Genomic DNA, 14,475 nt, shown 5'->3' on the forward strand with positions numbered 1-14,475 from the left:
TATATTACTTCTTTTCTGGGAATTTTTCTCTATTTTTGTTGTAATGAGTATGTAATAACTCATGAGCAAGATGAGAATTTGGTTCGCCTAAGAACTTCTCATATAATTCCTTAATCTGAGGGTTATTATGAGATTGACGTACTACCTGTCTTTCATCCTCTGAATATATTGCATTTGCTCTCTTAGTTCTATAAGTCTCATAAATGTCAATATCTTCATTTGGCATTAACATAGGCTTAATGTATGGCTGACCACCACCATTGATACATCCACCAGGACAGCACATGATCTCAATGAATGTATATGGGCTTGTACCTGCCTTAATCTGGTCAAGTAATACCTTAGCATTCTTCATACCTGAAGCTACAGCTACCTTAATCTTAGCTGCACCAAGGTCGATTTCAGCTTCCTTAATACCTTCTAAGCCACGAACCTCATTAAATTCGATTGGCTGTCTTTCCTTACCAGATAATACCTTGTAAGCTGTACGAAGTGCAGCCTCCATAACACCACCAGTAACACCGAAGATTACACCTGCACCAGTATAATCACCCATAATATCCTGGTCAAATTCCTCATCTGGTAGCTTATTGAAGTTAATACCACTTCTCTTAATTAATTTTGCAAGCTCTCTAGTTGTTAATACGCAATCAACATCTCTTAAGCCTTCAACTTCCATTTCTGGTCTATCCTTTTCATGCTTCTTAGCTGTACATGGCATGATAGATACCGTAAAGATATCCTTTGGATCTAAGCCCTTCTCCTTTGCGAAGTAAGACTTAATAATTGCACCCTGCATCTGGTGAGGGGACTTACAGCTAGATAGGTTATCTAATACCTCTGGATAGAAATATTCAGCATAATTTACCCAACCTGGAGAACAAGATGTAATCATAGGTAGAACTCCACCATTCTTGATTCTTCCAAGTAATTCTGAAGCTTCCTCCATAATCGTTAAGTCAGCACCGAAGTTTGTATCATATACACGGTCAAAGCCTAAACGATGTAAGGCTGCAACCATCTTACCTGTTACAGGTGTACCAACTGGAAGACCGAATTCTTCACCTAAGGCAGCACGAACTGCAGGAGCTGTCTGTACAACAACAAACTTACCAGACTGCATAGCCTCATCAACCTTAGAGATTTCGCTCTTTTCCATTAATGCACCAGTAGGACATACGTTAACACACTGTCCACATAGTAAGCATGGAGATTCATTAAAGCTTCTATTTCCAGCTGGAGATACAAATGTCTTAAAGCCTCTCTTTTCGAAGCCTAAAATACCTGTACCATGAGCCTCAACACATCTCTTAACACATCTACCACATAGGATACACTTAGATGTATCACGTACAATAGATGAGCTTAAATCATCCACATAGGTTTGGCTCTTTTCACCAAAGAACTTACCCTCTCTTGCACCAACCATCTGAGCTACATGTAATAACTCACAATGTCCGTTCTTATCACACTGCTGGCAGTGGAAGGAATGGTTGGATAAAATTAATTCAACAGAAATTCTTCTAGCCTTTGTTGCCTTAGGAGAGGAAATCTTAATTTCCATACCCTCAGAAACTGGGTATACACAAGCTGCAACTAAGCCTCTTGCACCTGTAGCCTCAACAAGACATACACGGCAAGATGCTAAAGAGCATTGATCCTTATTGAAATTACAAAGGGTAGGAATTTCATAACCACATAATCTAGCAGCCTCTAAAATAGTTAAGCCTTGCTCAACCTGATAAGGCTTGCCTTCAATTTTAATATTAATTAAAGCCATTGTCCTTCTACCCCCATTATTGTTTTGAGATTGCATTTGGTCTACACTGAGACATACACAATCCGCACTTCACACACTTATTTGGATCGATTTCCATTGAAGCAAGCTTATGCTTAGGAGCAATGTAATCGGTTTTTGTAATTGCATCTACAGGACAGTTTCTAGCACAAATACCACAGCCTACGCACTTATCCTTATCAATTACATACTGCATTAAATTCTTACAAACATGAGCAGGGCACTTCTTATCAACGATATGAGCCAAATATTCTTCTCTAAATTTTGACATTGTAGATACAATTGGGTTCGCACTTGTCTGACCTAAACCACATAGTGAATTTGCCTTTACTGCCTGTGCTAATTCCTCAAGATCATCTAAATCCTGCATTGTACCCTTACCTTCAGTAATTCTTGTAAGGATTTCAAGCATTCTCTTAGTACCAATACGGCATGGAGAACACTTACCACAGGACTCATCACAAATAAATTCCATATAGAATTTTGCAACGTCAACCATACAGTTATCTTCATCCATTACGATAGCTCCACCAGAACCCATCATAGAGCCTCTTGCGATTAAGTTATCATAATCAATTGCTGCATCAAGTTCAGCTGCAGTTAAGCATCCACCAGATGGACCACCTGTCTGAATAGCCTTGAACTCTTTTCCATTAGGGATTCCACCACCGATATCGTAAATTAATTCACGAAGAGTAGTTCCCATAGGAACCTCAACTAAGCCTACATTATTAACCTTACCACCTAAAGCGAATACCTTAGTACCCTTACTCTTTTCAGTACCATATTGTGCAAACTTAGCAGCACCCTCTCTTAAAATATAAGGAACTGTAGCTAAAGTTTCTACGTTGTTAATAATTGTTGGCTTGCCCCATAAACCCTTAACTGCAGGGAATGGTGGACGAGGACGTGGCATACCACGCTGACCTTCAATAGAATTTAATAATGCGGTTTCCTCACCACAAACGAATGCACCAGCACCAAGTCTTAAATGACATCTAAATGAGAAATCTGTTCCCATAATATGATCACCAAGTAAGCCTAATTCCTCAGCCTGCTTGATTGCTATCTTTAATCTTTCAACGGCAATAGGATATTCTGCACGTACATAGAAATAACCATTCTTTGCACCAATAGCGTAACCTGCAATCATCATACCTTCGATAACTGCAATTGGGTTACCTTCAAGAATGGATCTATCCATGAATGCACCTGGATCTCCCTCATCACCATTACATACAACATACTTTTCATCATTCTGCTGTGCGAATGCGAATTGCCATTTTCTACCAGTAGGGAAGCCTCCGCCACCTCTACCTCTAAGTCCAGAATCTAATACTTCCTTAATAACGTCTTCTTGCTTCATCTTTAAAGCACGCTCTAAGCCCTTGAAGGAGCCAACGCCTAAAGTTTCTTCAATTTTTTCTGGATTTATAGTACCACATCCATGTAATGCGATACGTACTTGCTTTTTATAGAATGTAATATCATCCTGCTTAGTGATCTTTTCCTTTGTTTGTGGATCTACATATAATAATCTTTCAACAATTTCACCACCGATGATATCTTTCTCGATTATATCCTTTGCATCCTCTACCTTAACCATACGGTATAAAGTATCCTCAGGTAATACCTTAACGAAAGGTCCCTGGGAACAGAAGCCGAAACAACCAACCTTGTTTGCATCAACCTTATCCTCTAAATGATGCTCAACAATTAGTGCATTTAATGTCTCTAAAATCTCATTAGAATTAGAAGATAAACAGCCTGTACCACCACAAACAAGTAGATGACGCTTGCCATCCTCTCCACTAAACTTCTTAGAAACACAATCTACGCACTTTAATGATTTCTCATCAAATTCTTCAAAGCTCTTAATCATTATTTAGCAGCCTCCTGTCTGTAAGATTCAATAATTCCTGCAACCTCGTTTACACTAACCTTAGAGTAAACCTTACCATTAATAGTAACTGCAGGGGCAATACCACATGCACCAATGCAACGTAATGCATCTAGTGTAAATAAACCATCCTCTGTAGTCTGGCCTGGATTGATCTTTAATAGCTCAGAGAACTTATCAATAACCATTTGAGAGCCCTTAACATAACATGCTGTACCTAAACAAACACCAATAACATACTTTCCCTTTGGCTCTAAAGAGAAATATGAATAGAAGGTTACAACGCCATAAATTTCTGCAACAGGAATTCCAGTCTTATCAGAAACAAGCTCTTGTACCTCAAGAGGAATATATCCATATTCCTTCTGGATGTCACTCAAAATTAGCATTAATGGAGTCTCTTCGTCTTTGTAACGATCGATAATTTCACATATTTGCTTTTGAGCAACCATACTTAAACGACCCATATTATACCCCCTAAAAATATATAAATACTTCTTTGCTCGTTCGTATTCTATTGTATTATAACAAATAATATATAGTTTACAAAGGGTTAAATTACGAAAATACATCTCTTTTTTATGAATTTCTTTAGTTTTTTCGTGATTTTAGCCAATTTTATACATAACCATTTTTTCTGTATACTTCTTTTATAATATTATAAAAGAAAAAGCACTCCATTGAGTGCTTTAGATTATCGACGTAATCCTAACTTCTTAATTAATTCCTCATATGCCTTAAGATCATTGTCCTTAAGATAAGCTAATAAAGCCTTTCTCTGACCGATCTTCTTCATAAGACCACGCTTAGAAGAGAAATCATGAATATGAGTTTGGAAATGCTCATTTAATTCATTAATTTCATAAGTAAGAATAGCAACCTGAACCTCTGTAGAACCAGTGTCCTTGGCATTCTTGCCATATTCAGCAACTAATTTTGCCTTTACTTCCTTAGTTAAAGCCATTATATTTTCCTCCTGTTATAGTATTCACGATATGCTAAGAGTGGGACGGAGATCCCCGCACCTGGCACACGCACGAAATAATTATATCTAAAATTAGCATCCATTGCAAGAAAAAAATACTATTTTCTTAAAGAAACTAATCTTAAGCACTTATTCTTATCCTCTATGAGCTGATTTTTAAGAGAATCTACAGAATCAAATTCAATTTCGTCTCTTATATGTGATAAAAATTGAATTTCTATTTCTTCATTATAAATATTAAAATCAAGTCCAAAAATATGAACCTCTACTCTTATATCCTTTTGAAAATTGAAGGTTGGATTATGCCCTATATTACACATGCCATAATACTCTTTACCCTTATAATCTATAGAAACAAAATATACTCCATTTTTAGGTAGGAAGTATCCATCATAACATAAATTCGCAGTAGGGAATCCTATCTTTCTCCCCTTCCTAGATCCATATTCAACAGAACCTTTAATCGCATAATTCTGACCTAAAAAACGAGATGCATCCTCTATATTACCAAAGCTTAATAATTCTTTAATATAGCTTGAGGAAACTCTTTTGTCATCGAGTACATATTTTTCAATTTCATAAACGGTAAAAGAATCCCTTAAATCACTTAATTTTCCTTCCGCCTTATACCCGAAGGTAAAATCATATCCACATACAATGGATTTAATATTTAATCCTTTTAATATATTTATAAATTCATTCTTATCATATTTTAAAACGATATCATTAAATTCAAAAACAATGAAATAATCAACGCCTAAAGATTTTATAATATCCTTTTTCCTATCCATAGGAGTTAATAGTGGATAATTCTTTATTTTCTTTAGGAATACCTGTGGATGCGGATAGAATGTTAAAACGGCACTAGCCATATTATGCTTTTTTGCTTCCTCTATTAGCATTCTATGACCTAGATGCACTCCATCAAAATTACCTATTGCACAACAAAGAGGTTCTTTGATTGGACTTATATTATTATCTTTAATATATATAACTTCCATTATTTATCCTCCTGCTTGAATATTAATACTGGCTTATATTTATTACGATCTACCTCTTCATAAATAGCTAATATACCATCCTTCGAATCTACATAAAAGGGCTCATGAAGATTGGTTTGTCTATCATCTAAGGTTATTCCATTTTTTACTAATGGAATTAAATAATCCTTAATATAGACCTTAGGGAACTTAAAGAAATCAAAAATAGGAATAATGCTTGCTTCGTCTATTTCTTTTATCTTATGAGCATCCTCAATTACATAATCTCCACTTCTTATTCTTCTTAATTCTTTAACTATCGCAACTCCATTTAATAATAAACCTAAATCTCTTGCGAAGCTTCTTATAAAATAGCCCTTAGATACAGATAATTTAATATCTATTTCATAAAAACCATCTACAAATCTTAAATCCGATAGAATTTCATAATCCTTTAGGATAACTTCTCTTTCTGGAATATCCACATCCATACCCTTTCTTTGGTATTCGTATAATTTCATACCATCTACCTTTACAGCACTAGTAAGTGGAGGCTTTTGAGTAATTCTTTTCTTTAATTCTAAGATTCCACTATTTATTTCATCTACCGTTGGTTTCATATCCATTCTATCTATAATTTCCCCGTCCATATCTAGAGTAGTTGTAGATAGACCAAATAAAATCGTTGCGATATATTCCTTATCATGCTCATGAATAAATTTTAATAGCTTTGTTGCCTGATTGAGGGCAACAACCATTACTCCAGTCGCATTGGGGTCTAGGGTTCCGTTATGACCGCATTTTTTGGCGTTTAGCTTAGCTTTTAGCTTAAGACAAACCGTTTGACTGGTCATCGATTTTTCTTTGTCTACGACCAAAAATCCATCCATTTTCTTCCCTCCCAGATACATAATAAAAGTAAAATGCCATAATTCCAAGTAACGCTTGAATGACTAAGAATGAAATCCAAAGTCCAAGTAGTCCCATGCAATTTACAAAGATAAAATAAGCGATTGGCGTTAGTAAGATTGGCTCAGCTAAAACTAATATATTCGCTAATAGCTTTTTGTTTATAGAATATAAATAGGAGCATATAACCTTACTAAAGCTAATGATAATAAAACCAAAAATATAGAAAATACAAGCGAAATTAAAGATATCACAGGCCAATGGCGATAATCCATAAAGCCTTGCAATTGGATCTCTCAATAAAAAGAAGGCTAAGCTAAATATAGATACTAAAATGAAGCTTATAATAAAGCATTTATATAAATATTTACGATTAAGCTTATAATTCTTTTGAATCGAATTATAAGAAAATAAAGGCTGGATCGCATCTGAGGTCCCCTGTGCGAGTGCATTGATAACATATAGCATATAGGATAATACCGTATAGGCTGCAACAGCCTCATCTCCACTATAATTTTCCGCTAAAGCATTCGTTAAAATTATAATGATGGAATAAGAATAATTTAAGATAAAGGGGGCCATAGCACCTAAGAAGATTTCCCTAAAGAATTCCTTATCCAGATAGATTCCCTTCATTTGTTTTACATATGGTATTAAGCAAATAAGGAAGGCAACCCCTTGGCCAATGACGGAGGCAACGGCAGCTCCCTCTAGCCCAAACTCAAACCTTACAATGAAAAAATAATCCAATATAAAATTCACTAAGGTTGCCAAAAGCGATGCGCACATAGATGATTTTACATAGCCATCATTTTTAATAATTGGGCCTAGTGCACACCCAAGAAGCTGAAATATAGAACCAAATAAAATAATGGTTATATATTTATCTGCAGCATCTAATGTTTCATTTTTGGCTTGAAATAGGATTAATATTGGTCTTTTTAAGAAAAAGAACAAGAATCCAAGCACTATAGATGCAATAAGTAAAATAAGTAAAATAGAGGTTTTAAGCTTTTTAATCTTCATCTTTTCGCCTAAGCCCCTTATTCTTGAAATATAAATTCCTGCGCTAATTCCAAGGGCAAATCCAACCCCTTGGATAAAGGCTGTAATCGGCCATGCAAGATTAATGGCTGCAAGACCTAAATCATTCATTTTATATCCAATAAATATTCCATCAATAATCGCATAGCAAGACATAAATACCTGAGCAATAATCGATGGAATTAAATATTGTCTAAAGGTTTTCATGATCCTCCATAGAAGATATTACCAAAAGACCACCAGATTTTATTTCAACATAAGGATTATTCATACATTCATTCGAAATACCTAAGGTTGGCTCATTTCTTTTTAATGTATAGTTCCATAAATTATATTTCATACCCGTAAGGGATAGAATTGCACTATCCTCTATAGGGAATAAGGAAATATATTTGTAATTCTTATTTGGAATAAAGCTTTCCCGTTTTATTTCAATTAAAGAATTTTCATCTTTCATTTTTACCTTAGGATATTTGAATAATAGCATTAAATTCGCATAAAAATGCTCAATTCTTTTGCCCTTAATTCCACCTAAAATTAAAATTTCATGATAATCCTTTACGAGTAAAATTGCCTCTTCTGTGTCTGTTTTATCTTTCATTGGATTTAATTGAATGATTTTTTTCGAATTCTTTATTATTGCATCATATTCTTCTTTCTTACAGCTATCAAAATCTCCAATAGCAATATCTGGTATAATTCCATGAGATATTGCATTGTAGCTTCCTAAATCCACTCCGACAATAAAGGAATCTTTGATATCCTCTTTATTTATTTTTTCAATATCCCATAAAATTAAACACGCCTTCATATTTACCTACTTTAAATAAACTATAGTAACACCATTTAAGCCCTCACCCTCTCCACCATAGCGATAGCTTTTTACATATGGTGAGGTCTTTAAATATTCCTGTACTGCCTTTCTTACAGCACCTGTACCAAATCCATGAATAATGGATACCTGCTTTAGGTTACCTAAAGCACATTGATCTAAATAGGAATCCATTAATTCCTTTACCTCCTCTACTCTTTTTCCTCTTAAATCTAAGGATAGAGTAGCGTGAGATGCAGGATTATATCCAGATAGCCTTACCTCTTTTTTCTTCTTAGGCTCTGGTTTTGCTGCTAAGGACAATTCATTCTTCTTAAATTCGATAGCGAATTGACCTAAATTTACATAATATTTATCCTTTTTAATAGAAGATATGGTTCCATATTTTTCATAAGGCTTTACATAAACGTAGTCTCCTTCATGTAATTCCTCATTAAATATTTCCTCTTGATCCTCTTTAATGGATAAATTCTTTGCCTTTGTCTTTAATGCGATGAATTCATGCTCCTTAAAGTTTTCATCACTCATATTCTTAATTTCTTCAATGAGCTTTATAGATTCCGCCTTAGCCTCTTCAATAATCTTTTTGGCCTCTTCCTTCGCATCATGAATAATCTTATCCGTCTTCTTTACTAAATCAAGCTTCTCTTGCTTTAAATGATTGATCATTGACTCATAGCTTTTTATTTTTTCCTCTAAATCCTTTTCCTGATTTCTTAAGGAGGTCATTTCCTCTTCCAAATTACCAATGAGCTCACTCGATTCACTACTCGATAAGGATAATTCATTCTTCGCATCATCAATAATACTTTTTTCTAAGCCAAGCTTAGATGCGATTTCAATCGCATTGGATTTACCTGGTACCCCCAGCAAAAGCCTATAGGTTGGAAGAAGTGTTTCTGTATTGAATTCAACACTCGCATTCGATATGCCCTCATTTTTATAGGCATAGCTTTTAAGCTCACTATAGTGCGTTGTACAAATGACTCTAGCACCACTCCTCTTTAAATGCTCAATAATCGCAATCGCCAAGCTTGAGCCCTCCTTAGGGTCCGTACCGCTTCCAAGCTCATCGAGTAAAACGAGTGAATTAAAGGTAATTCTAGATAAAATATCAACAATCTTTTTCATATGGCTTGAGAAAGTAGATAAGGATTGCTCAATGGACTGCTCATCTCCAATATCCGCCAAAATATCTTCAAATGCACCAAAGATAGAATCCTCACTTGTAGGTACCATCATTCCATTATAGACCATTAAATGTAATAATCCCACAGTTTTTAAGGCAACGGTCTTACCGCCTGTGTTTGGTCCTGTTATGATGATGACACTATATTTATTTCCAAGCTCACAATCAATAGGTACAGCCTTACTTGAATCTAATAGAGGATGCTTACATCTTTTCAAATTGAAATACTGTCTATCCTCTATTTTTGGACTATTATAGCCTAATTCCTTACCCATTAAAGCCTTACCATAGATGATATCAAGCTTAGTTAAATTTTCTAAATTCGATAATAAATTATCTGCTTCCGCTTGAACAAGTAAGCTTAAATTCTTTAATATAATTTGACATTGCTTCTTTTCTTCTAGAGTATAAGAATCAATTTGATTTGCCGTTTCAAGTGTAGATTCAGGCTCAATATATGCTGTTGTATTTGAGCTTGATATATCATGAACAACACCCTTGAATGTATTCTTATATTCTATTTTAACAGGAAGACACATTCTAGAATCTCTTTGTACAATTAAAGGCTCTGTTAGCATAGATGCCTTAGTCGTTAATAATTCATTTAATTTGCTTCTTAATCTATTCTCTAAAGAAATAAGGCTTCTTCTTACCATAAATAATTCTCTTGATGCATTATCATTGATTCTACCATCACTCGATATAGCAAGAGTAATATTGGTCTTTAGGGCAGTTGGCATAATTAAATTATCCGCATATTTTTTAATATTTGGAGTTGATACCTTAATTGCCTCTAAGCTTTTAAAATATTTGATTACATTTGTACTACAATCGAGTAATCCAACAACATTAAGTAGCTCCTCTTCATTTAAGATAGAGCCTGCCTTACATCTTTTTAGCGCATTCTTCATTTCATATAATCCACCAAGTGGAATATCCGATAGTCTAACAATCGCTAAATAGGCCTCCTTCGTTTCCTCTTGAAGCCTTTTTACAGTTTCAAAATCAAAGGATTCTAAAGAATCCTCTATTAATTCTTTTGCGTAATTGGTTTTTAAAAAGCTAGAAAGCCTTTCTAAAACCTTTTTATATTCTAAAGTTTTATAATCATACATAAAAATCACCATTCAGTAAAAAAATATAGGAATTCCCTATATTTTATAATTCAATTGAGTCCCTATGCTCAAGTAATTCTTGATAGGTTACAACAGATGTTCCATTCAAATCGGTTTCGGGTCTTACAAATTCCATTTCACATTCATTAATATATCTTAATAAGGATTTTGAATTTGGATAGATGATATATAATCTTTTTGATCTAAGGCCTGCCTCATATGGTGGATCAAATCGCATAAGCTTATCCACTCTTGGAACGAAACGCACTATATCGTCCTTATATGTTCTTCTAAACTGCCACTTTGTAGGGGAATTAATACAAATTTCACCACAAGTGAAATTTGGTATTACCATAATATAAAGCTTAAGCTCTCTTGTCGTAAGGATATAATCATATTCTGGCATATTCACTCTATCAAGCTTTGCATATAGAGGATCTTCCTTAACATATTCATTTAATAAACCTTCGATAGCTTGAAACATTTTCTTTTTACGCTTTACAAGTATTCCTTTAATTATAAAAAAGATTAAAGCTAGTACATGGAGCACTAAAACTGTAATATAAATAATTAAAACATGTAAAGCGGGAATTTCTGATAGAAACATACTACCTCCTCTTTTTAAGGTATGTAGCAACAAATATAATACCTAAAATAATATAATATATGACTGCACCTATGATTATTCCTAAGCTAATATAAATAGCTAAATCATTATTCCTAAGTACACCATAAAGGATTAAGAAGCTACCAAGCATGATGAAAACGAATCCTAAGCAAGCGAAAACTAAAAAATTAACGTTCCTCATACTTACGTATATCCTCGTTGATTAATTCCTCTACATAGGTACCAACCTCAGTTGTATTCTTATCCTTATATTCTTCCTTAGTTATCGGCTTATGGAAAATGATATGAATATGCTTCTTCTCAAATCTTTTCTTCTTTGCAATTTCAGAAGAACCCATAATCGCAACAGGAATGATTGGAGCTTCAGCCTTCATGGCAAGCTTATAGGCACCAGCTCTTAAATTTACCATCTCTTCTACATCACGATTCTTAATTCCACCCTCAGGGAATATAATCATGGGCATACCCTCTTTTACTGCCTTAATGGCAACAAGCATATCCTTTACAGCCTGTCTATCATTATCTCTATCCATAGGTAGTGCACCAAAACATTCACAAATACGATTCATTGGCCAAAAGCCCCATAGGCTCTTTTTGCCAATCGCACTTACAATACGATTAATCTTTACATAGATTGCTGCAGGATCTAGCATAGATTTATGATTGCAATACATAACAAAGGGAGTATTGTATGGAACATTTTCTACTCCTTCACAGGTTACCTTTGTATGGTTGTACCAAAACACAAGCTCGAGTGCACTTTTAAGAACAAATACTTTAAATTTGGATTTTGGTGTCGTTCTTGAACCAATTTCAATGAAGATGAATACAAATAAGATATCAAAGATAATCCCGGATAATAAACCAGATACTACCCAAAGCGCTATCCACCATTCATACATATGGGTTAAGATGGTTAAACCTAAAGATACTCCTATCCATACTATGGTAAGCATCATTAAAAACAACATAATTAACGCCTCTCAAATACTGTGTATATAACACTATCGGTTTCATTTTCCCAAATCTTATTATACTTGTCGTAATCAATGGTTGGGAAATATTTATCTCCTTTAAAATCGCCTTTAATAAAGGAGATATATAAGCGATTGGCATAGGGAAGCGCAAGCTTATAAATGGTTGCTCCACCACATACCCATAAATCGCCTGAAAAATTTTTTAAGAAGGAATCTAAATCATAAATGATTTCAATATCCTCTAGAGGATTTTCTATTTTCAAATTCTTATCTATCGTTGCTATATAGCATTTACCATAAGGTAAAGGCTTCGTCTTATAATAGCTTTTCAAAGAAAAATAGGTTGCATCGCCCATAAGGACTACTTGTCCTTTGGTTTTATTCTTATAATAGATTAAATCCTCTTTAATATGCCATGGAATCCTATTGCCATCTCCAATAAGATTATTCTTATCCATAGCCCAAATCATATTAATCATTATACAGCCACCTCGCCTTTAATTCTTGGCCAAGGCAGATAGCCCTCTAATGTAAAATCATCTATTTTAAAATCGTAAATAGATTTAACATTAGGATTTATTTTCATTAAAGGAAGCTTCTTAGGCTCTCTAGATAGCTGGAGCTTAATTTGCTCTACATGATTTGTGTAAATATGTGCATCACCCATAGTATGAATGAATTCACCAGCCTCAAGCCCACAAACCTGTGCAATCATCATGGTGAATAAGGAATAGGATGCAATATTAAATGGTACTCCTAAGAAAACATCAGCACTTCTTTGATATAGCTGACAGGACAATTTACCATTAATTACATAAAATTGCATGAAGGAATGACAAGGTGGAAGTGCCATCTTATCTACCTCGCATGGATTCCATGCAGAAATGATTAATCTTCTCGAATTTGGATTTGTCTTGAGTTGGTTAATTAAATTTTCAAGCTGGTCAACTCCCTCTTCATTGAAGTTTCTCCACTGTCTGCCATAAACTGGGCCAAGCTCTCCCCATTTCTTAACAAATGGATCATCCTTATCTAAGGATTTAATTCTTGCCGCAAAGGCTTTAATATCCTCTCCTTCAAAGACGCTCGATTCCTTATATGCCTTATACGCCCAATCATCCCAAATATGAACATCATTATCAACTAAATATTTAATATTTGTATCTCCGCAAATAAACCATAAAAGCTCGTGAATAATCCCTCTTAAAAAAACCTTTTTTGTCGTTACTAGTGGGAATCCCTTGGATAAATCATATCTTGCCTGATAACCAAAAATAGAATATGTACCAGTACCAGTACGATCATCCTTATAGGTTCCTTCTTCTAAAATTTTCTTGCATAAATCTAAATATTGTTTCATAATAATCACCTATCATCCATTATATACTATTTTTTTTCAAATTTAAAGAAAAGACTCCTACTTTTTAACATAGTTAAAAGATGAAAAAAATCTTCCTTGAGAAACATTCAAGGAAGATGGATTTTATTTATTTATTTTCTATAGGCTTATAGCAGCTGCTGCATTCTAAAGCACCATTTGGATTCTTAAATCCACAGTGTGGACAGGAAACGAATTGTTTTTCTATATCATCTGATTTTGTTTCGATATATTTTGTAAATCTCTTAGCTTTTAAAACATCGTCTTTTACTAGTTTTTTCATTAGGTCCTCATTTTTAGACTCTAAAGCCTCAATTTTTATTTCTGCTTCCGCTAATCTTCCTGATCGTTAAGCAATGTATTAGCAAGTCCAATACAGATGATACCTCCAACGACTCCACCAATACCTCCGATGATATATACAGCTTTATTACAATTACTAAAAATCCCAATAAAGACTAGGACTATATCACCAATAATGAATAATATACCGCCAATTTTATCCTATATTCCATGTGCTCTCATTTTAAATTCACTCCTCCATTTATTATTTGCAATAAATTATAGTGTTATTATATATACACATATATAGTTTGTCAATTAGAACAAAGGGGTAAATAAATTTCCCCTTAAGGAGCTTAGGCTCCTTTTTTAAGTGCTTCAAAGAACTTGAAGTCGCTTTGGTGTGTTCACACCTCTACGTAATAGATATTCTATAGTATGAATATCACACACGCTAC

15 protein-coding genes are annotated in these 14,475 nt (G+C 34.2%); all 15 read right to left on the reverse strand.

What is annotated here, in order from left to right:
* Positions 1-4: 4 nt before the first annotated feature.
* Complete coding sequence (locus SPJ17_RS03935) at positions 5-1,780, reverse strand: NADH-dependent [FeFe] hydrogenase, group A6 (protein ID WP_321092923.1); 1,776 nt, start codon at positions 1,778-1,780, stop codon at positions 5-7.
* A gap of 16 nt (positions 1,781-1,796) precedes the next feature.
* Entirely contained in the window at positions 1,797-3,680 is a 1,884-nt protein-coding gene (locus tag SPJ17_RS03940) for an NADH-ubiquinone oxidoreductase-F iron-sulfur binding region domain-containing protein (protein WP_321092924.1), read from the reverse strand.
* Positions 3,680-4,165: an NAD(P)H-dependent oxidoreductase subunit E gene (locus SPJ17_RS03945; protein WP_321092925.1), complete on the reverse strand. Its 486-nt coding sequence runs from the start codon at positions 4,163-4,165 to the stop codon at positions 3,680-3,682. Before SPJ17_RS03945 ends, SPJ17_RS03940 begins: the two co-directional genes overlap by 1 nt.
* 227 nt (positions 4,166-4,392) lie before the next feature.
* Positions 4,393-4,662, reverse strand: a complete 270-nt coding sequence (gene rpsO, locus SPJ17_RS03950) for a 30S ribosomal protein S15 (protein ID WP_321092926.1) — start codon at positions 4,660-4,662, stop codon at positions 4,393-4,395.
* Positions 4,663-4,781: 119 nt separating this feature from the next.
* On the reverse strand, positions 4,782-5,684 hold the full coding sequence (locus tag SPJ17_RS03955; RefSeq protein WP_321092927.1) for a bifunctional riboflavin kinase/FAD synthetase: 903 nt from the start codon (positions 5,682-5,684) through the stop codon (positions 4,782-4,784).
* Positions 5,684-6,553 (reverse strand): tRNA pseudouridine(55) synthase TruB, encoded by an 870-nt coding sequence (truB, locus tag SPJ17_RS03960; RefSeq protein ID WP_321092928.1) that lies wholly within the window; start codon positions 6,551-6,553, stop codon positions 5,684-5,686. Before truB ends, SPJ17_RS03955 begins: the two co-directional genes overlap by 1 nt.
* Complete coding sequence (locus SPJ17_RS03965) at positions 6,492-7,823, reverse strand: MATE family efflux transporter (RefSeq protein ID WP_321092929.1); 1,332 nt, start codon at positions 7,821-7,823, stop codon at positions 6,492-6,494. The genes truB and SPJ17_RS03965 overlap by 62 nt, the downstream gene beginning before the upstream one ends.
* Positions 7,810-8,427, reverse strand: coding sequence for a thiamine diphosphokinase (locus SPJ17_RS03970; RefSeq protein WP_321092930.1), 618 nt, complete (start codon positions 8,425-8,427; stop codon positions 7,810-7,812). The genes SPJ17_RS03965 and SPJ17_RS03970 overlap by 14 nt, the downstream gene beginning before the upstream one ends.
* A 6-nt stretch (positions 8,428-8,433) precedes the next feature.
* On the reverse strand, positions 8,434-10,752 hold the full coding sequence (locus tag SPJ17_RS03975; RefSeq protein WP_321092931.1) for an endonuclease MutS2: 2,319 nt from the start codon (positions 10,750-10,752) through the stop codon (positions 8,434-8,436).
* Positions 10,753-10,795: 43 nt separating this feature from the next.
* On the reverse strand, positions 10,796-11,359 hold the full coding sequence (locus SPJ17_RS03980) for a hypothetical protein (protein WP_321092932.1): 564 nt from the start codon (positions 11,357-11,359) through the stop codon (positions 10,796-10,798).
* A 1-nt stretch (position 11,360) separates the two neighbouring features.
* On the reverse strand, positions 11,361-11,561 hold the full coding sequence (locus SPJ17_RS03985) for a hypothetical protein (RefSeq protein ID WP_321092933.1): 201 nt from the start codon (positions 11,559-11,561) through the stop codon (positions 11,361-11,363).
* On the reverse strand, positions 11,548-12,351 hold the full coding sequence (locus tag SPJ17_RS03990) for a lysophospholipid acyltransferase family protein (RefSeq protein ID WP_321092934.1): 804 nt from the start codon (positions 12,349-12,351) through the stop codon (positions 11,548-11,550). The genes SPJ17_RS03985 and SPJ17_RS03990 overlap by 14 nt, the downstream gene beginning before the upstream one ends.
* Before the next feature lie 2 nt (positions 12,352-12,353).
* Positions 12,354-12,836, reverse strand: coding sequence for a dihydrofolate reductase (locus SPJ17_RS03995; RefSeq protein ID WP_321092936.1), 483 nt, complete (start codon positions 12,834-12,836; stop codon positions 12,354-12,356).
* Positions 12,836-13,717, reverse strand: coding sequence for a thymidylate synthase (gene thyA / locus SPJ17_RS04000; protein WP_321092937.1), 882 nt, complete (start codon positions 13,715-13,717; stop codon positions 12,836-12,838). Before thyA ends, SPJ17_RS03995 begins: the two co-directional genes overlap by 1 nt.
* Before the next feature lie 127 nt (positions 13,718-13,844).
* A complete protein-coding gene (locus SPJ17_RS04005; protein WP_321092938.1) occupies positions 13,845-14,018 on the reverse strand; it encodes a hypothetical protein in 174 nt (57 codons plus the stop codon).
* Positions 14,019-14,475 lie beyond the last annotated feature (457 nt).

This window comes from Anaeroplasma sp. (genome assembly GCF_034179385.1).
GTDB lineage: Bacteria > Bacillota_I > Bacilli_A > Acholeplasmatales > Anaeroplasmataceae > Anaeroplasma.